This is a genomic window from Ornithinicoccus hortensis, from assembly GCF_006716185.1.
GTDB lineage: Bacteria > Actinomycetota > Actinomycetes > Actinomycetales > Dermatophilaceae > Ornithinicoccus > Ornithinicoccus hortensis.
Genome location: NZ_VFOP01000001.1, coordinates 3484119 through 3501451, shown reverse-complemented (window position 1 = coordinate 3501451; position 17333 = coordinate 3484119). Strand labels below are relative to the sequence as shown.

The 17333-nt window shown below is 71.7% G+C and carries 18 protein-coding genes; 6 read left to right on the top strand and 12 right to left on the bottom strand.

Annotated features, from left to right (window positions below):
- Positions 1 to 16 precede the first annotated feature (16 nt).
- Positions 17 to 553: a sugar O-acetyltransferase gene (locus FB467_RS16335; protein WP_211350695.1), complete on the bottom strand. Its 537-nt coding sequence runs from the start codon at positions 551 to 553 to the stop codon at positions 17 to 19.
- Between the two features lie 142 nt (positions 554 to 695).
- Between FB467_RS16335 and mgtE the strand changes: the two genes are divergently transcribed.
- On the top strand, positions 696 to 2033 hold the full coding sequence (gene mgtE, locus FB467_RS16330; RefSeq protein ID WP_141786040.1) for a magnesium transporter: 1338 nt from the start codon (positions 696 to 698) through the stop codon (positions 2031 to 2033).
- Positions 2034 to 2101: 68 nt separating this feature from the next.
- On the top strand, positions 2102 to 2743 hold the full coding sequence (locus tag FB467_RS16325) for a maleylpyruvate isomerase family mycothiol-dependent enzyme (protein WP_141786039.1): 642 nt from the start codon (positions 2102 to 2104) through the stop codon (positions 2741 to 2743).
- On the opposite strand, the gene FB467_RS16320 is transcribed toward FB467_RS16325, so the two are convergent.
- Genes FB467_RS16320 through FB467_RS16300 form a run of 5 tightly spaced genes read right to left on the bottom strand, consistent with a single transcriptional unit; the run spans position 2733 to position 7458 of the window.
- Positions 2733 to 3452 carry a hypothetical protein gene (locus tag FB467_RS16320; RefSeq protein ID WP_141786038.1) on the bottom strand — a complete coding sequence of 240 codons (720 nt, stop codon included), beginning with the start codon at positions 3450 to 3452 and terminating at the stop codon, positions 2733 to 2735. The two genes, FB467_RS16325 and FB467_RS16320, sit on opposite strands and share 11 nt — an antisense overlap.
- A gap of 43 nt (positions 3453 to 3495) precedes the next feature.
- Positions 3496 to 4272: an enoyl-CoA hydratase gene (locus FB467_RS16315; RefSeq protein WP_141786037.1), complete on the bottom strand. Its 777-nt coding sequence runs from the start codon at positions 4270 to 4272 to the stop codon at positions 3496 to 3498.
- Complete coding sequence (gene mmsB / locus FB467_RS16310; protein ID WP_141786036.1) at positions 4269 to 5195, bottom strand: 3-hydroxyisobutyrate dehydrogenase; 927 nt, start codon at positions 5193 to 5195, stop codon at positions 4269 to 4271. Before mmsB ends, FB467_RS16315 begins: the two co-directional genes overlap by 4 nt.
- An 8-nt stretch (positions 5196 to 5203) precedes the next feature.
- Positions 5204 to 6325, bottom strand: coding sequence for an enoyl-CoA hydratase/isomerase family protein (locus FB467_RS16305; protein ID WP_141786035.1), 1122 nt, complete (start codon positions 6323 to 6325; stop codon positions 5204 to 5206).
- On the bottom strand, positions 6322 to 7458 hold the full coding sequence (locus FB467_RS16300) for an acyl-CoA dehydrogenase family protein (RefSeq protein WP_267128619.1): 1137 nt from the start codon (positions 7456 to 7458) through the stop codon (positions 6322 to 6324). Before FB467_RS16300 ends, FB467_RS16305 begins: the two co-directional genes overlap by 4 nt.
- Positions 7459 to 7636: 178 nt before the next feature.
- Between FB467_RS16300 and FB467_RS16295 the strand changes: the two genes are divergently transcribed.
- From FB467_RS16295 to FB467_RS16280, 3 genes are all read left to right on the top strand, one after another.
- The gene (locus tag FB467_RS16295; protein ID WP_141786034.1) at positions 7637 to 8641 is read left to right on the top strand and encodes an ornithine carbamoyltransferase; all 1005 of its coding nucleotides are present in this window, start codon (positions 7637 to 7639) and stop codon (positions 8639 to 8641) included.
- Between the two features lie 58 nt (positions 8642 to 8699).
- Positions 8700 to 9230: a PH domain-containing protein gene (locus FB467_RS16290; protein WP_141786033.1), complete on the top strand. Its 531-nt coding sequence runs from the start codon at positions 8700 to 8702 to the stop codon at positions 9228 to 9230.
- Positions 9231 to 9352: 122 nt separating this feature from the next.
- Positions 9353 to 11053: a PH domain-containing protein gene (locus FB467_RS16280; protein WP_211350630.1), complete on the top strand. Its 1701-nt coding sequence runs from the start codon at positions 9353 to 9355 to the stop codon at positions 11051 to 11053.
- Here FB467_RS16280 and FB467_RS16275 read toward each other — a convergent pair.
- The 5 genes from FB467_RS16275 to FB467_RS16255 form a co-directional block, all read right to left on the bottom strand.
- Entirely contained in the window at positions 10951 to 11322 is a 372-nt protein-coding gene (locus FB467_RS16275; RefSeq protein WP_194288335.1) for a hypothetical protein, read from the bottom strand. The two genes, FB467_RS16280 and FB467_RS16275, sit on opposite strands and share 103 nt — an antisense overlap.
- Positions 11322 to 12167 carry an SPFH domain-containing protein gene (locus FB467_RS16270; protein ID WP_141786030.1) on the bottom strand — a complete coding sequence of 282 codons (846 nt, stop codon included), beginning with the start codon at positions 12165 to 12167 and terminating at the stop codon, positions 11322 to 11324. The genes FB467_RS16275 and FB467_RS16270 overlap by 1 nt, the downstream gene beginning before the upstream one ends.
- Positions 12164 to 12838: a hypothetical protein gene (locus FB467_RS16265; protein ID WP_211350629.1), complete on the bottom strand. Its 675-nt coding sequence runs from the start codon at positions 12836 to 12838 to the stop codon at positions 12164 to 12166. The genes FB467_RS16270 and FB467_RS16265 overlap by 4 nt, the downstream gene beginning before the upstream one ends.
- Complete coding sequence (locus FB467_RS16260) at positions 12835 to 15270, bottom strand: nitric-oxide reductase large subunit (RefSeq protein ID WP_141786029.1); 2436 nt, start codon at positions 15268 to 15270, stop codon at positions 12835 to 12837. Before FB467_RS16260 ends, FB467_RS16265 begins: the two co-directional genes overlap by 4 nt.
- Before the next feature lie 151 nt (positions 15271 to 15421).
- Positions 15422 to 16045, bottom strand: a complete 624-nt coding sequence (locus FB467_RS16255; protein WP_170230802.1) for a helix-turn-helix transcriptional regulator — start codon at positions 16043 to 16045, stop codon at positions 15422 to 15424.
- 79 nt (positions 16046 to 16124) lie between these two features.
- On the opposite strand from FB467_RS16255, the gene FB467_RS16250 reads away from it, so the two are divergent.
- Positions 16125 to 16442 carry a tetratricopeptide repeat protein gene (locus tag FB467_RS16250; RefSeq protein ID WP_141786027.1) on the top strand — a complete coding sequence of 106 codons (318 nt, stop codon included), beginning with the start codon at positions 16125 to 16127 and terminating at the stop codon, positions 16440 to 16442.
- 31 nt (positions 16443 to 16473) lie between these two features.
- Here the strand turns inward: FB467_RS16250 and FB467_RS16245 are convergent, their stop codons facing one another.
- Positions 16474 to 17307 carry an alpha/beta hydrolase gene (locus FB467_RS16245; RefSeq protein WP_141786026.1) on the bottom strand — a complete coding sequence of 278 codons (834 nt, stop codon included), beginning with the start codon at positions 17305 to 17307 and terminating at the stop codon, positions 16474 to 16476.
- Positions 17308 to 17333 lie beyond the last annotated feature (26 nt).

Below are 17333 nucleotides of genomic sequence, written 5' to 3'. Positions count from 1 at the left end.
GCCAGGCGGGTAGGGCTCAGGCCAGGTGTTTGACCACGCGGGCGGGCGTGCCGACGGCGACGACATCGGCGGGGATGTCCTCGGTCACGACGGCGCCCGCACCGATCACGCTGTTCTCGCCGATGGTCACCCCGGCCAGCACGATGACCCCGCCGCCGAGCCAGACGTTGTCCCCGATCTGGATCGGCGCGGCGCTCTCGATCTTGGCGCGGCGCCGCTCGGGGTCCAGCGGGTGTGTGGGGGTCAGCAGCTGGACGTTGGGACCGATCTGACAGTCCCGCCCGATCGTGATCGGGGCGACGTCCAGGGCGGTGAGGTTGTAGTTGATGAACGTGCCATCGCCGATCGTGAGGTGCGTGCCGTAGTCGACGAAGAACGGGGGGCGCACCTCCACGTCCTCACCAATCTCCCCGAGCAGCTCGCGCAGCATCGTCCGCGCCGCGATCGGGTTCTGCGGGTATGCCGTAGCGTAGGCGGCCTGCAGGCGCATCGCCCGCTGTGAGTCCCGGGTCAGGTCGGGGTCGTCGGCGATGTAGTCGTCTCCGGCGAGCATCCGCTCCCGGTTGCTGCGGGGGTCGCCGGCGAAGTAGTCGGTCACGCCTCCAAGGCTGTCACGGGGCCGCGGCTATGGTGGCCACCGGGCTCCCCGCCCGACCGCTGGCGCCACGGGGGAGCCCGCAGCCCAAGGAGCACAGATGGACGACAGCCTCCTGCAGTCCCTCCGCGAGGCGTTGGCGGACGACGACCTCGGGGGGACCGCGGACCTGCTGACCCGGTACGCACCACAGGACGTGGCGGCGACCCTCGAGCGGCTGGGCGACCCCCAGCAGGCGGTGGCCTTCCGGTTGCTGGAGAAGGGCGCCGCCCTGGCGGTCTTCGAGGCCCTCGACCCCGCGGCGCAACGCGAACTGGTCGAGCAGCTCGGCGAGCGGGAGGTGGCGCAGGTCTTCGCCCGGCTCGACCCGGACGACCGGGTCGTCCTCCTCGACGAGCTCCCGGCGACCGTGGCCACCAGCCTGATGCGCTCGGTCCCGGAGGACTCCCGGGCGCGGACCGACGTCGTCCTGGGCTACCCGAAGGGTTCCGTGGGGCGGCGGATGACGCCGGACTTCGTGTCCGTGCGCCCCACCGACACGCTGGGGGCCGCCCTGGAGCGGGTCCGGGCCGGCGGCGCGGCGTCGGAGACGATCTACACGATCCCGGTGGTCGAGCAGGGGCGACGCCTGGTCGGGGTGATCAGCCTGCGCAGCCTGCTGCTGCCGCCCGGCGGGGACCTCGTGGCCGACCACATGGTGACGCCGATGTTCGCGTATGCCGACGAGGACGCCGAGGAGGCGGCCCGGCGGTGCGTGGAGCGGCGGGTGCTGGCCTTCCCTGTGCTGGACCGGGAGGAGCGGCTGCTGGGCATGCTCACCATCGACGACGCCACGCGCATCGTGGAGGCCGCCCGCGACGAGGACGAGGCCCGCGCCGGTGGCGCCGAGCCGCTGCGGCTGCCCTACCTGCGCACCCCCGTGCGGCAGATCACCCGGTCCCGGATCGTCTGGTTGCTCGTGCTCGGCGTCTCCGCCGTGCTCACCGTCAACGTGCTCGAGCTCTTCGAGGCGACCCTGGAGCAACGGGTCGCGCTGGCCCTGTTCATCCCGCTGCTCACCGGCATCGGGGGTAACACCGGGTCGCAGGCCGCCACGACCGTCACCCGGGCGCTCGCGGTGGGGGAGGCCCGGCCGCGCGACGTCGGGCGGGTCGCCTTCAAGGAGCTGCGGGCCGGGGCGCTCCTCGGCTCCCTGCTCGGGGTCCTCGGCTGGGCGGTCGCCTCGGCCTTCTACGACTCCGGCATCGGGGCGGTGATCGGGCTGACCCTGCTCAGCGTGTGCACCCTGTCGGCGACGGTCGGCGGGGCGATGCCGCTGGCGGCCAAGGCGATGGGGGTGGATCCCGCCGTCTTCTCCACGCCGTTCATCTCCACCTTCTGCGACGCGACCGGCCTGTTGATCTACTTCACCATCGCCCAGCAGGTGCTCGGGATCTGACCGATTAGTCCGGCGGCCGGCCGGGGTCTGCACCCGGTGAGACCCGACCACGACGTCTGGAGGAACCGATGAGCGTGCCGGCGAACCCGACCGACGAGCAGGTGGGCGAGGCGATCAGGGCGGAGCGCCGCGCCCTGGCCGACCTGCTTACCGGCCTGGCGCCGGATGAGTGGGATAGCCCGACGCTCTGCGCGGGATGGCGGGTGCGGGAGGTGGTGGCCCACATCACGATGGCCTACCGCTACTCGCTGCCCAGGGTGCTCGCCGGGGTGGTGCGGGCCCGCGGCAACTTCAACCGGATGGCGGACCGGGCCGCTCGGAGGGACGCGGCAGCCCTGACGCCGGAGCAGCTGAGGACCTGCGTGGCCGAGCACATCGAGCACCCCTGGAAGCCGCCGGGAGGGGGCCGGCTGGGTGCCCTGTCGCACGACACCATCCACGGGCTGGACATCACCGAGGGCCTGGGCACCGGGCGGAGCGTGCCGGTCGAGCGGATCGCGATGGTCCTGGGCGGGACCCGACCGGACCAGCTGCGCTACTTCGGGGTCGACCTGGACGGCGTCCGCCTGGCGGCCACCGATCTCGACTGGGGCCTGGGGACCGGGTCGGAGGTCACCGGGCGGGCCCAGGACCTCCTCCTGGTGATCTGCGGGCGGGGCGCGGCGCCCGGACGACTCGACGGGCGGGAGGCCGGCCGGTTCACCCGGTGAGGAAGTCCCGGATCTCCTCCGGCCGGGTCACGACCGCCAGGTGGTCCGAGGGCAGTCGGTGTACGACCCAGCCGCGCCCGGCCGCGGCCGCCGCCTGCTCGGCATACCCGTCACTGAGCTGCACGTAGTCGACGCGGTCCGGCTCCCAGCCGGGGGAGACCCCGACCGCTTCGTCGTAGAAGTCGCCGGGCAGCTCGGGGCTGGTGGCGTCCAGTTCCTCGCGCAGGGAGGCATCGGGCAGCAGCGCCGCGAGGTCGTCGGCGGGCCACCAACGGGTCCACCGCGGCAGCCGTTCCCCGCCGTGCTCGGCCAGCAGCCGGGCTGTGAATGCCCGGACCTGCTCGGAGGGCACCGTCTCCCGGCCCTCGGCGGGCAGCAGCGCGTCCAGGAAGACCACCCGACCTGCCGGGCGGGACGCGGCGATCGGCGACAGCAGGACCCCGGAGCCGGAGTAGCCGACCAGCAGGTCCGGCCCGGGTCCGGTGCCGGCGTAGTCGCGGGCGCCCTCCCGGACCGGAGGCGACCCGAGCAGCGCGTCGACCGCGCGGACGCACTCCCGCGTGGCGCGTCGCCACCAGGAGGCAGCGACCGTCAACTCCGCGGTGTAGTCGGGCACGGCCACCTCGTGCCCCGCGGCCTCCAGCACGGTGCGCAGCGGTCGCAAGACCACCGGCGAGAGCGCCGGCGGGTGGACCAGGAGGATGCGCACCGGGTCGGTGGTGACGGCAGCGGACGGGGACGTCCGGGGCCGCTCAGCCGTGCCGCCACTCCGGGGCGCGCTTCTCCACGAAGGCCGTCATGCCCTCGGTGCGGTCGTCGGTGGCGAAGGTGGCGTGGAAGGTGCGCCGCTCGAACCGGACACCCTCGGACAGCGTGGTCTCGAAGGCGCGGTTCACGGCCTCCTTGGCCGCGTAGGTCGCCGGCAGCGACATCCCGGCGATGGTGGTGGCGACCGCCTTCGCCGCCTCCAGGAAGCCCTCGGCGGGCAGCACCCGGGACACCAGGCCGGAGCGGTCGGCCTCCTCGGCGCCGATGGTGCGGCCGGTGAGCACCAGGTCCATCGCCTTGGCCTTGCCGATCGCGCGGGTGAGCCGCTGCGAGCCGCCGATGCCGGGGATGACACCCAGGGTGATCTCCGGCTGGCCGAACTTCGCGGTCTCCGAGGCCAGCAGCACGTCGCACAGCATCGCCAGCTCGCAGCCGCCGCCGAGGGCATACCCGGACACGGCCGCGACCAGGGGCGTGCGCACCTGGGCGAGGGAGTCCCACGGGCCGAACCAGTCGGACAGGTAGACGTCCTGGTAGCTCTGCGCCTGCATCTCCTTGATGTCGGCGCCGGCGGCGAACGCCTTCTCCGAGCCGGTGACCAGGATCGCGCCGATGCCACGGTCGGCGTCCAGCTCCTGCGCGGCCGCCACGACCTCCAGCATGAGGGCGTTGTTGAGCGCGTTGAGGGCCTTGGGCCGGTTCAACGTGATCACCCCGACCCGGTCCTCCCGGGTCACCAGGATGTGCTCGTAGGTCGTCATGCGGCACCGCCGTCAGTCGCGGTGGAGTGCTCGCGGATCTCGGTGATGATCGAGGAGAAGTCCAGGCGCGCGGCCTCGCCCGCGGCCCAGTCCTGGTAGATCTGGGCGGCCATCGACCCGAGGCGGGACTCGGTGCCGGTGGACTCGATGGCGTGCATCGCCAGGCCCAGGTCCTTGGCCATCAGGGCGCTGGCGAAACCGCCGGTGAAGTCGCGATTGGCCGGGCTGGTCGGGACCGGTCCGGGGACCGGGCAGTTGGTGTTGAGCGCCCAGCAGGTGGCCGTGGCGTTGGAGGTGACCTCGAAGAGTGCCTCGTGGGTCAGGCCGAGCTGCTCGCCCAGCACGAACGCCTCGCTCACGCCGATCATCGAGATCGCCAGGATCAGGTTGTTGCACACCTTGGCGGCCTGGCCGGCCCCGGCCTCGCCGCAGTGCACGATCCGCTTGGCCATCGGCTCCAGGACCGGCTGGGCTGCGGCGAAGTTCTCCTCGGACGCGCCGACCATGAAGGCCAGGGTGCCGGCCTCCGCGCCGACCACGCCGCCGGAGACGGGCGCGTCGATGGCGCGGTGCCCACCGTCGTGCGCCAGCCGGGCCGCCTCCCGGGCGTCGGCCACCGCGATGGTGGAGCAGTCGATGAACAGGGTGTCCGGCGCGGCGAGCTCGAGCAGCCCGGGGATGCCCTCGGCGCCCTGGTAGGCGTCGAGCACGTGCTTGCCGCTGGGCAGCATGGTGATGATCACCTCGGCACCCTCGACCGCCTCGGCGGCCGTGCCGCGGACGTCGACACCGTTCTCCTTCGCGTGCTGCTGGGCCGCCTCGACCGGGTCGAAGCCGTGCACGGTGTGGCCGTCCTTGAGGAGGTTGACGGCCATCGGGCCGCCCATGTTGCCGAGTCCGAGGAACGCGATGACCTTGCTCATGGTGCTGCTCACTCCTGTGTCGTCGAAGGTGTGCCGGATGGTGTGTCGTCGGGGTGGCCGGTGAGGCCCAGTTCGGGGCGGTCGGTGAGCGGGGCGAACGCGCGGGCGACGGCCTCGGGCGCGACCTCCTCCAGGGTCGGCGGCGTCCACGAGGGGTTGCGGTCCTTGTCGATCACCTGGGCCCGCACCCCCTCGGCGAAGTCGGGCCCGGCGAAGACCCGCAGCGCCACCCGGTACTCCTGCTCCAGCGCGTCCCGCAGCCCGGGGAAGGTCGCGGCGCGCCGGAGCGCCTCGAGGGTCAGGGTGACCGAGGTCGGGGACTTGCGGGTGATCCGCTCGGCCGCCTTGCGGGCGGCCTCCTCCGGGCGGTCCCGGAGCGCGGCGACGATCTCCACCGCGCTGTCCCCGCCGTATGCCGTGTTGATCCACTCGCGGTCGGCCGTCAGGGGGGCCTCCGGTGCGGCCTCGGCGAACCGGGCCACCGCCTCGGCCGCGTCGTCCGTGGCCAGCGCCGCCACCAGGTCCGGGATCCGGTCGCTGGGGACGTAGTGGTCGGCCAGCCCGACCAGCAGGGCGTCGCCGGGCCCGACGGAGCCGGCGGTCAACCCGAGGTGGGTGCCCAGCTGGCCCGGGGCATGCGACAGCAGCCAGGTGCCGCCGACGTCCGGGATGAAGCCGATGCCGGTCTCCGGCATACCGATCGAGGAACGCTCGGTGACCACCCGGATCCGGGAGTGCGCGGACAGCCCGATGCCGCCGCCGAGGACGATGCCGTCCATCACGGCCACGAACGGCTTGGGGTACTCGGCGATCAGGTTGTTCAGGTGGTACTCGTCGCGCCAGAAGTCGGCCGAGGAGGTGCCGTCGCCCGAGGTCGCGTCCCGGTAGAGGGAGACGATGTCGCCGCCGGCGCACAGGCCGCGCTCGCCGCGCCCGGTCAGCAGCACCGTCTGCACGGCGGCGTCGTCGGCCCAGGCGTCGAGCCGGGCGCGGATGAGGCCGACCATCTCGTGGGTGAGCGCGTTGATCGCCCGCGGCCGGTTGAGCTCGATGTGGCCCAGGTGCCCGGTGGTGCTGAACAGGACGGGGGCCTCGTCGGCGGCCGTCCCGGGGCTGCTCTCCCCGCTCACTTGCCTGCCTCCACGATCGAGCGACCGACGATGACGCGCATGATCTCGTTGGTGCCTTCCAGGATCTGGTGGACCCGCAGGTCGCGGACGACCTTCTCTACGCCGTACTCGGACAGGTAGCCGTAGCCACCGTGCATCTGCAGGGCGCGGTTGGCGACCTCGAAGCAGGCGTCGGTGACGAACTTCTTGGCCATCGCGCAGAGCCGGACCAGGTCCTTCTCCCCGGCGTCCAGCGCGTCCGCGGCCCGGTGCAGCAGCAGCCGGGAGGCCTCCAGGTCGGTGCCCATGTCGGCGAGCTGGAAGACCAGGGCCTGCTGGTTGATCAACGGCTGGCCGAAAGCCTCCCGGCTCTTCAGGTAGGCGATGGCCTGCTCGTAGGCCCACTGGGCGCCCCCGAGGGAGCAGGCGGCGATGTTGAGCCGGCCGCCGTTCAGGCCCTTCATGGCGATGCTGAAGCCCTGGCCCTCGGCGCCGATCCGCTGGGCCACCGGGACCCGGACCTTGTCCATGATGACCTGCCGAGTCGGTTGGGTGTTCCAGCCCATCTTGCGCTCGTTGGCGCCGAAGCTCAGGCCCTCGGCGTCCCCGGGCACGATGAACGTGCTGATCCCCTTCGGCCCCGCCTCACCGGTGCGCGCCATCACCACGTAGACCCCGGAGGCGCCGGCGCCGGAGATGAACTGCTTCACCCCGTCGAGCACGTAGTGGTCGCCGTCCAGGCGGGCGGTGGTGCGCAGCGCCGCGGCGTCCGACCCCGCGTCGGGTTCGGTGAGGCAGTAGCTGGCGAGCACGTCCATCGAGGTCAGGGAGGGGATCCACCGCTGGCGCTGCTCGTCGTCGGCGAAGGAGTCGATCATCCAGGTCGCCATGTTGTGGATCGAGATGTAGGCGGCCAGCGCGGTGTCCGCCTTGGCCAGCTCCTCGAAGATCCGCACGGCCGCGGCGCGGTTCAGGCCGGAGCCCCCGACGTCCTCGCGGGTGTAGATGCCCCCCAGGCCCAGGTCCCCGGCGCGCGACAGGGCATCGACCGGGAAGTGCTTGTCCTGGTCCCACTGCACGGCGTTCGGCGCGAACTCGCCCTGGGCGAAGTCGCGCACGGCCCCCACCATCGCCTCGAGTTCCTCCGGGTCCACGGCTCACCTCACTGTGTCGGGTCGTCGCCGGTCGACGGCCGGCGAGGTCGAGCGTATCCGGTCGCCCGCTGGCCCCCGGCCCCGGGCGACGGTCCACGGCGGCCGGCACGGGCGCGTCACGCCGGTGGACCCCCGGGCCCTAATCTGGGTACCCCTGACCGCTGACCGAGGAGGCCCTATGGCCGTCAACCTGCGCGGGCGCAGCCTGCTGTCCCTGCGGCACCACACCCCGGCCGAGATCCGGCACCTGCTCGACCTGTCGGCCGAACTGAAGGCGGCCAAGCGGGCGGGCACCGAGCAGCGGTCGTTGACCGGCAGGTCGATCGCCCTGGTCTTCGAGAAGACCTCGACCCGCACCCGGTGCGCCTTCGAGGTGGCGGCCTACGACCAGGGGGCGCACACCACCTTCCTGGACCCCACGTCCAGCCAGATCGGGCACAAGGAGTCGATCAAGGACACCGCCCGGGTGCTGGGCCGGATGTTCGACGCCATCGAGTACCGCGGGTCCGACCAGGCCCTCGTGGAGCAGCTCGCGGAGCACTCCGGGGTGCCGGTGTTCAACGGGTTGACCGACGACTGGCACCCCACCCAGATGCTGGCCGACGTGCTGACCATGGTGGAGCACTCCGCCAAGCCGCTGCACGAGATCTCCTACGTCTACCTGGGCGACGCCCGGAACAACATGGGCAACTCGCTGTTGCTGATCGGCGCCAAGCTCGGGATGGACGTGCGGATCGGTGCGCCGGCCGCGCTCCAGCCGGAGGAGGCACTGGTGCAGGAGTGTCGGGAGATCGCCGCGCAGACGGGCGCCCGGGTCACCCTGACCGAGGACCCGCAGGAGGCGGTGGCCGGGGTCGACTTCGTGCACACCGACGTCTGGGTGTCCATGGGTGAGCCGGTCGAGGCGTGGGGCGAACGGATCGAGGCCCTGCTGCCGTTCCAGGTCAACGCCGCGCTGATGCAGGCCACCGGCAACCCGCGCGTCAAGTTCATGCACTGCCTGCCGGCCTTCCACGACACCGACACCGCGGTAGGCCGGGAGCTGGTCGCGCAGTACCCGGACCTGGCCGGCGGCGTGGAGGTGACCGACGAGGTCTTCGAGTCGGCGGCGAGCATCGTCTTCGACCAGGCCGAGAACCGGTTGCACACGATCAAGGCGCTGCTGGTGGCCAGCCTGCGGTGAGGGGTGGTCGCCGTCCCGGGGTGGGGGTCGCTCCGGTCCCTCGTGAGAGGCTGGACCCATGAGTGAGGGGGACGGGCCGCTGCACCCGCCGCAGGACGGTGGGCTGGAACTCCGCGACCCGGAGCACCGGGTGTCCACACGGGCGGTGGCCTACTGGACCACCGAGTCGTTGATCGGCCAGGTGATCTTCCTGGCCATCCTGACCGGGGTATACCTGTTCGCGCTGCCGGAACGGTGGTGGTGGGCGACGGCGATCCTGGTCGTGGCTGCCGTCGTGGCGCTCGTGGACATCCTGGTCAAGCCGCGTTACCGGTATGCCGTGCACCGCTGGGAGGTCACCCCCACGGCCGTCTACACCCGGACCGGGTGGGTCACCAGGGAACAGCGGATCGCCCCGCTGTCCCGGGTGCAGACCGTGGACTCCAAGCAGGGCCCGCTGATGCGGATGTTCAAGATCGCCTCGATCACGGTCACCACCGCCTCCGCCGCGGGCCCGATCAGCATCGTGGGGCTCGACAAGGACGTGGCCGAGCGGCTGGTGGCCGAACTGACCGAGATCACCGGCTCCATCGAGGGTGACGCGACGTGACCGAGGGACCGCCCCCCGGGCCACCCCCCACCGGACGGCCGTTCCCCGGGCCACCAGGACCACCGTCTGGCGGGCCGCCGCAGGGGCCACCGCACCAACCGCCCCAGGGGCCGGCATACCCGTTGCCGCCGCCCCCGGAGGTGGCGCGGACCGACGCATGGCACCAGCTCAACCCCAAGATGCTGCTGGTGACGCCGGTGCGGACGCTGATCAGCCTGGCGGCGCCGATCCTGGTCGCCCTGTTCGGGATCGGGCGGGGCGTGGGCAGCGACTGGGCCGCGCGCGGGGCGCTCATCGCGGCCGTGGCGGCACTGATCTTCGGGATGATCCCGTGGGTCACGACCAAGTACCGGTTCACCGACACCCAGCTGCAGGTCCACCGCGGCCTGATCAGCCGCAACGTGCTGACGGCTCCGCTGGACCGGGTGCGCAGCGTCGACCTGGAGTCCTCCCTGCTGCACCGGCTCCTCGGCCTGACCAAGGTCAAGGTCGGCACCGGCGTGGACGACACCCAGATCGAGCTGGACGCCCTCGGCAAGGAGGAGGCCGCGCAGCTGCGGCGCTACCTGCTGGGACGTAGCGAGGTCGTGGGGCAGGGCACTGCAGGAGCCCGGGGGACCGGCGCCGCAGGGGCAGGGGTCGCAGGTACAGCGGCTGGAGAGGCCGCCGGTGGGGCTGGCAGCCACGACCCCACGACGGGCGTGCCGGACGGCGCAGCCGACCTCGACGGGGACGAGCAGGAACTGGCCCGGATCGACTGGTCCTGGTTGCGCTTCGCGCCGTTCAGCCTGTCCAGCCTGGCCATCGTGGCGGCGATCTTCGGTGTTGGGTCACAGTTCATCGACGACATCGACGTGGACCTCTCCGCGGTGGAGGGTGCCTGGGAGTGGGTGGCCGCCCAGGCGCTGATCGTGGTGGTCGGGTCGCTCACCCTCGTCCTCCTGATCGCCTGGATCGCGCTGTCCACGCTCAACTACGTCGTCCAGTGGTGGAACCTGCGGGTGGTTCGGGAGCGCCGCGGGACGCTGCGGGTCACCCGCGGCCTGCTCACCACCAACGCCACCACGGTCGAGGAGGCCCGGATCCGTGGCGTGCGGATGACCGAGGCGCTCCTGCTGCGGATGGTCCGGGGTGCCGAGCTGTTCACCCTGGCGACCGGGGTCGGCTCGGGCGGCACCAGCAAGATCCTCCCACCCTCCCCGCGCGCGGTGGACCAGCAGGTGGGCCACACCGTGCTGGAGGAGGACGGGGCGCTGACCAAGCGGCTGCGCCGGCACGGGCCCCGGTCCCGGATGCGGCAGTTCGTCCAGGCGCAGTGGAACACCGTGATCGTGCTCGCACTGGCGATCACCGCCGCCGTGTTCCTGTCCTGGCCCTGGTGGGTGCCCGCGCTGGTCGGACTGGGATTCGCCCTGATCGGGCTGTGGATCGGCTTCGAGGAGTACCGCAACCTCGGGCACGGGCTGACCCCGCGCTACCTGGTGGGCCAGCAGGGGTCGCTGCTGCGCCAGCGGCACGTACTCGAGCGGGACGGCATCATCGGCTGGAACGTCCGGCAGAGCTTCTTCCAACGCAGGCGCGGGCTGGCCACGCTGGTGGCCACCACGGCCGCCGGGCCGGAGTCGGTCGAGATCCGCGACCTGCCGTTGACCATGGCGGTGGACCTGGCGGACTCGGCCACGCCGGGGTTGCTGCGCCAGTTCGCGGTCGGGGCGCCGTCTCAGTCGGTGGTCTCGGGTGCCGGGGTGGTCGCCGGGTCGGTACCGCCCGCCGGGGAGTCCACACCGCCTGCGGCGGACCCGGACGGGTGGAGCGAACGGTAGAGCCGCGCCCCACCCCACAGGGCGATGAACCCACCGCACCCACCGACGACGACCCCGATGAACAGCGAGAGGTAGATCGGGTTCAGCAGGGCGTCCCCGTCACCAGGACCGTTCGCCGTGCCGATCAGGAACCCGAACAGCGGGGCGAGGACCATGACGGATCCGCCCAGGATGAGCGCCCAGAACCCCGGCGGCGTCGATTCCAGGAGCACCGGACGCCCGGGCGGGGGAATGTCGGACGTGGCTGCGTCGGGCTGGGAGGAGGGCATCATTCCCCCTTGTCGGTGGTCGGGATCTGGTCAGCGGGAGGGCTGCTGGAGAGTGGGGACGGCGAGGTCGCGGGCCCCGCTCCGCGGGAGCCGCCGAAGGCGTTGAGGAGCGGACCCACGATGTCCATCGGGAGCGGGAACACCACAGTGGAGTTCTGGTCCGCGCCGAGCTCCAACAGGGTCTGGAGGTAGCGCAGCTGCAGCGAGGCGGGGCTCTCGCTGAGCGTGGCCGCGGCGTCCCGGAGTTCCTGGGATGCCTGGAGCTCACCGTGGGCACTGATCACCTTGGCCCGGCGCTCCCGTTCGGCCTCGGCCTCACGGGCCATCGCCCGCTGCATCATCTCGGGGATCTCGACGTCCTTGATCTCCACCACCTGGGCCTCCACACCCCAGGGCTTGGTCTGCCTGGCCAGCGAGAAGGTCAGGTCCTCGTTCAGGTCCGCACGGTGGGCGAGCAGGGTGTCGAGGTCCGCACGGCCGACGACCGAGCGCAGGCTGGTCTGGGCGATCTGGGAGGTGGCCACGGCGTGGTTCTCCACCTCCATCACCGAACTCACCGGGTCGACGACCCGGAACAGCACGACGGCGTTGACCCTGGCGGTCACGTTGTCCCGGGTGATCACCTCCTGGGGAGGGATGGTAAGGGTCACCACCCGGAGGTCGACCCGGACCAGCTTGTCCAGGCCCGGGAGCAGGAAGACGAGCCCGGGACCGAGCGGCCCACGCAGTCGACCCAACCGGAAGACGATGGCCCGCTGGTACTCGGGCACGATCCGCACGCAGACCAGCAGGAGGGCCACCAGCAGGATGACGAGGACGGCGACGACGACGGGCGGGGGGATCATCGGGCTCTCCCGTGACCGGGTGCCGAGTCACCCACGGCGGGGTGCTTGCGGTCCGACCAGTATGCGGTCCGCCGGGTCAGCTGGTGGTGTGCGGTCTGTGCCCGGTCGGCCGCGTTGTCGTCGGAGCTGCGGAACACCACGCCCTCCGGGTCGACGCGTGCGCGGCGCAGGTGGGACCACAGCGGCAGCGAGACCAGGACCACCAGCAGGGTCATGCCGGCCAGGCCCCAGGACTCGGTCGGTGTGGGGGCCACGAACGCGCTGACCAGGGGCCAGGCGGCCGCCAGGGTCGCGACCGTGCAGGCCAGTCCCCGGTGGAACCGGGCCGACTCCGAGGCAGGCCACGGGTCGACGTTGCGTTGGATCTCCCGGCCCCCGGCCGAGCTGGTGCAGGTGTCCTTCACCGGGCAGGCGTTGCAGATCGTCGGACTGCCCCGGTAGCGCATCACCCGGTTGTCGGGATCGAACGACTGCGGCCACAGCCACTGGTCCTCCGGGCAGACCCAGGCGTCGTGGTCCTCGTGGTAGACGAAGCCGGCCGTGCGGTGCGACTCCAGGTTGCGGGCCGCCCGGTGCGACATCAGGTCGATCCCGTAGGCGACGATCACCAGCACCACGGCATACCCGGTGGCGAACCAGGTCGTCGGGGCGACCGAGGTCAGGTCGATCACGGGTCGTCCCGCCCGTCGCGGCCCGCGGTCCGACCGGCGTCGCTGCCGCCGGCCGGGCCACCGCCGCCCGCCGCGACCAGACCGGTGCGGTCCTCCCGGGCCCGTTCGTGCTCCTCCACGAAGAGCGTCTCCGGCTCCATGGTGTGGGTGGTGGCCGGGATCCCGTGGCGCACACCGAGCCAGGCGATCCACAGGAACGGCAGGATGCCGGTGACCAGGAAGACCACGTCCCCGGGCATCCGCAGCCACTCCAGGATCGCGTTGCCCGGCTCGGAGATGTACCCCAGGGTGCGTGCCTCGAAGTAGCCCTCGTTGACCGAGTGCCACAGTTGGAGGACCCCGAGCGGCAGCAGGGTGGCGAAGACCATCCAGGCCAGCCCGACGTTGAGCGACCAGAAGGAGAGTTTGGCCAATCGGTCGGGCCACCGCTGCGGCGGGATGATGTAGCGGAGAGCGAACAGCGCCAGCCCGACCGCCAGCATCCCGTAGACGCCCATCATCGCGCCGTGGGCATGGTTGGCGGTCAGGGCGGTGCCGATCTGGTAGTAGGACACGATGGGCAGGTTGATCAGGAAACCGAAGACGCCGGCGCCCACGAAGTTCCAGAAGCCGACCGCCACCAGGAACATGACGGCCCACCGGTGCGGGAAGGGCGCGCTGCTGCGGGACTCCTGCCGGGACCCGAGTTGCAGGAAGGTCCACGCCTCCACGGTGAGGAAGGTCAGCGGGATGACCTCGAGGGCGGAGAAGAAGGCGCCCAGCGCCATGTGCTCGACCGGGGTCCCGGAGAAGTACAGGTGGTGCATCGTGCCGAGCACGCCGCCGATCGAGTACAGGATGACGTCCAGGAAAATGATCTGGATCGCGATCTTGCGGCGCACCACCCCGAGCATCACGAAGATGTAGGCCACCATCACCGTCGTGAACAGCTCGAGGAAGTCCTCCACCCACAGGTGCACCACCCAGAACCGCCAGAACTCGGCGACCGTGATGTGCGTCTCGGTCCCGGCGAGCAGCCCGACGGCGTAGAACCCCGGGATCGCCAGGCCGGCGTAGAAGAACAGCCACGGCATGTTGAACTTGCTCTCGGTCCGCAGCCTGGACCGGATCGCCCGGTAGATGATCGCGATCCACAGGAACAGCCCGATCACCAGCAGGGCCTGCCAGAAGCGCGGCAGGTCGAGGTACTCCCACTGCTGGTCGAAGAAGACCGAACCCTCGGCCCAGTCGACGCCGAAGGTGCTCAGGGCGGTGCCGGTGAGGGTGCCGGCCACCACCAGGGCCAGCGCCACCAGGAGCCCGGTCGCGAGCCAGGACTGTCGCCGGGGCTCCCGGCCGGAGATGATCGGCGCGAGGAAGATGCCGGCCGCGAGGAAGGACGCGGCGGTCCACAGGAGCGAGAGCTGGACGTGCCAGGTGCGGGCCAGGTTGAACGGCAGCAGCCGGGCCAGGTCCAGCCCGAAGAAGGTGGACAGGTCCGCGCGGTAGTGCTCGATCGCCGCCCCCAGCGTGGCCTGCACGAGGAACAGCACGGCCACGACCAGGAAGAACCACGCGGTGACCCGTTGGGACGGGGTGATCGCGACCTTGCCCGGTTGGAGGAAGGCCAGCGACGGGGCCTCGTTCCCGTGCCAGCCGATCTTCCGGCTCCACCGGCCGTACAGGGCGAACAGCGCCCCCAAGCCGGCCAACAACGCCACCAACGACATCGCCGACCACACCAGGATGTCCGCGGTGGGGGTGTTGCCGACGCTCTCGTCGGGCGGCCAGTTGTTGGTGTAGGAGTAGGAGTGGCCCGGCCGTTCCGCGGCGGCCGCCCACGCGGTCCAGGAGAAGAAGGCCGTGAGGTCGTGGATCTGCTCGGGGTCGGTGATCATCTCGGGGATGAGCCCGTACTTGGTGGAGTCCTCCCCGAACACCGTCGCGTAGTGCTCCGTGAGGTGGTCGAAGGCGGCCACCTGCTCGGCCGTCAGCACCAGCGTCCCCGTCGCCTCGTCATACTGGTTCGCCCGCTGGATGTCCACGACGGCGCTGCTGGGGTCCGGCACGCCCTGCTGCTCCAGGTCCGCCCGGATGTGCTCGGTCCCGAGCCGCAGGGACTCGGCCGTGTAGTCGGGACCGAGGTAGCCGCCGTGGCCCATGACCGACCCGTACTGCTGCAGTCCCCGGCGCAGGAAGATCGCCTGGCCGTTGGTGATCTCCTCGCCGGTGTAGACCACGGTGCCGGACTCGTCGACCACCCGCTCGGGTTGCGGCATCCCGTCGCTGTAGGTGCGGTAGGCGAGGATCCCCATGACGAGGAAGCCGAAGACCAGGACCAGGGCCACCCCCTGGACCCATCCCTTGGAGATAGTCAGGTCGACCCGACCGCTTCCTGCCGGCTTCCCCACACCCCTGGTGACGAGGGTGTCCTGGTCGCGTGATCCAGCCATGGCCCGTCCTGTCTCGCGTCAACGATCCGAGGACCACCACCACGCGCGCAGGGCAGCAAAGGCCGGGACGAGAATGCACCTGGTTGCGCGGCAGGCGAGTCCGAGCGACATGCTAGGACCGGTCCGAGGCACCCCGGAGTTTCGACCGTGTTTATTCCGACGCCTCGTAGTAGGCCAGTCGAACCTCGCAGGACTGCGGGGTCACGAACGGGCGGAGCTCCTCCAACCGGACCGGCCCCGGCACCTGCGCCAGGGTGTCCTGGAGCAGGCGGGCGTGCGCCGCACAGGCCAGCTCCTGGTCCTCGCTCACGATGCGGTGGAACGGGCAGGGGACCAGCCCAACCACCATCCGCCGGGGGTCGACCTCCGGGTCGAAGCCGGTGTCGTCCAGGTGCTCCTGCAGGACATCCAACTGGTGGACGGCGGCCTCGGCGAGCCCGCCGGTCCGGTCGTGTTCGGGCAGCAGGGTGCGGAGCAGCCGACGCTTCTGCAGTGCCCGTTCGACCCGGCGGTGGGCCGCCTCGTTGGTGCTCGTGTCATCGACCGCGGTGTATGTCGTGGCGGGGCGGCCGCGCCGACCGCTGCGGAGCGGCCGGGTCGTGATCAACCCCTCCTGCTCGAGGGTGCGCAGGTGATCGCGCGCGGTGTTCTCGTGGATCCCGGTGCGCTCGGTCAGCTGGCGCAGAGTGCTCCCGGGGGACAGCTGGATCGCGCGGAGCAACCGGACCCGGCTGGACTCGGCGAGCCCGCGGTAGTCGGTGGTGCGGCGCGGCATACCCCACTGTCGCCCCTGCCGACCGCAGGTGCAACTGTCCGGGGTGAGGGTGAGGGGAGGATGCGGCAGACTCGGGCACATGACCGACGCGGCCGCCCGCTACGACCGGGCCACCTTCCTGTTCGAGACGAAGGACTATGCAGGCGCTGCCAAGATCCTGCGCGACCTCGTCGAGGAGGAGCCGGACCAGCAGGAGCTGCGGCTGTTGCTGGCGCGCTCCTACTACCACTCCGCCCAGCTCGGGCGGGCCGAGCAGGAGCTGAAGGTCATCGTGGAGCGGTGGCCCAGCGACGCCTACGCCCACCTGGTGCTGGCCCGCACGCTGCAGCGGGCCGGGCGCGCCGAGGAGGGGAGCCGCCACCTGGCGCTCGCCGAGGCGATGGGCCTGACCGAGTAGGAGTCGGACCGGTGGGGGAGCAGGGCCGGACTCAGTCGGCCCCCGCGTCTACCGGGACGTGCTCGTGCAACGCATCCAGCACCGCCCGGGCCGCATCGGGGTCCTGCTCCAGGAGCCGGATGCCGTGGGCATACCCCGGCAGGATGACCAGCTCCGCGTCCTGGGCGGCCGCGGCCATCGTCTGGCCCTCGTCCGCGAAGCCGGCGTCCTCCTGGGCCGCCACGAGCAGGACCGGGAGCGTCAGGTCGCCGATGACGTCCCGCGCGCTCGCTCCCCGGTAGTACCCGGGAGCCGACACGGCCACCACGACGTCAGGTGGTTGCGCCAGGTCGGGCGCTGCGGCGATGGCGTAGGTGCCGCCCATCGAGGCTCCCACCAGGGCGATGCTGTCGCTGCCCCCGCCCCGCAGTTGCTCGGCCCCCCGGGCGATGACCGGCTGCGGCCAGGTCCCGCTCTCCATCACGGGGACCAGCACCGCATACCCCTGCGCGGCCAACTGGTCGGCGAAGGGGACCCAGGCGCACGCGCGACCGTCGTTCTGGTGGAGCAGGACGACCCCGGGGCCGCCCTCGCCGAGTTGAAAGGCGTCCGGTCCGCCGGTCCCCATCAGGTCGTGCCACTCGGCCCGCTCGCCGGCGTCACAGGGCGGCTTCGTGGCCTCCTCGGTGGTGGCCTCCTCGGTGGTGGCCTCCTCGGGCGACGTGGACGGATCCTGCCCCTGTGCCGGCGCGGTCCGGGTGGTGGACGCGGCGGCGTCCTGCGGTCGGGTCCCCGGTGCCCCGTCGTCGCCGTCGTCCCCGTCCGTCCCGCACCCCGCCAGCAACCCGAGCACGAGCAGGGGCGTGACCAGTCTCGTGAGTCGCATCGGGTCGCATCCTAGCGAGGAGCTCA

What these genes read in the sequence shown, in the direction of transcription:
- FB467_RS16335 (WP_211350695.1), bottom strand. Translation starts at nt 553, where the DNA reads ATGCTCGCCGGAGACGACTACATCGCCGACGACCCCGACCTGACCCGG.
- mgtE (WP_141786040.1), top strand. Translation starts at nt 696, where the DNA reads ATGGACGACAGCCTCCTGCAGTCCCTCCGCGAGGCGTTGGCGGACGAC.
- FB467_RS16325 (WP_141786039.1), top strand. Translation starts at nt 2,102, where the DNA reads ATGAGCGTGCCGGCGAACCCGACCGACGAGCAGGTGGGCGAGGCGATC.
- FB467_RS16315 (WP_141786037.1), bottom strand. Translation starts at nt 4,272, where the DNA reads ATGACGACCTACGAGCACATCCTGGTGACCCGGGAGGACCGGGTCGGG.
- mmsB (WP_141786036.1), bottom strand. Translation starts at nt 5,195, where the DNA reads ATGAGCAAGGTCATCGCGTTCCTCGGACTCGGCAACATGGGCGGCCCG.
- FB467_RS16295 (WP_141786034.1), top strand. Translation starts at nt 7,637, where the DNA reads ATGGCCGTCAACCTGCGCGGGCGCAGCCTGCTGTCCCTGCGGCACCAC.
- FB467_RS16290 (WP_141786033.1), top strand. Translation starts at nt 8,700, where the DNA reads ATGAGTGAGGGGGACGGGCCGCTGCACCCGCCGCAGGACGGTGGGCTG.
- FB467_RS16275 (WP_194288335.1), bottom strand. Translation starts at nt 11,322, where the DNA reads ATGCCCTCCTCCCAGCCCGACGCAGCCACGTCCGACATTCCCCCGCCC.
- FB467_RS16270 (WP_141786030.1), bottom strand. Translation starts at nt 12,167, where the DNA reads ATGATCCCCCCGCCCGTCGTCGTCGCCGTCCTCGTCATCCTGCTGGTG.
- FB467_RS16260 (WP_141786029.1), bottom strand. Translation starts at nt 15,270, where the DNA reads ATGGCTGGATCACGCGACCAGGACACCCTCGTCACCAGGGGTGTGGGG.
- FB467_RS16255 (WP_170230802.1), bottom strand. Translation starts at nt 16,045, where the DNA reads ATGCCGCGCCGCACCACCGACTACCGCGGGCTCGCCGAGTCCAGCCGG.
- FB467_RS16250 (WP_141786027.1), top strand. Translation starts at nt 16,125, where the DNA reads ATGACCGACGCGGCCGCCCGCTACGACCGGGCCACCTTCCTGTTCGAG.
- FB467_RS16245 (WP_141786026.1), bottom strand. Translation starts at nt 17,307, where the DNA reads ATGCGACTCACGAGACTGGTCACGCCCCTGCTCGTGCTCGGGTTGCTG.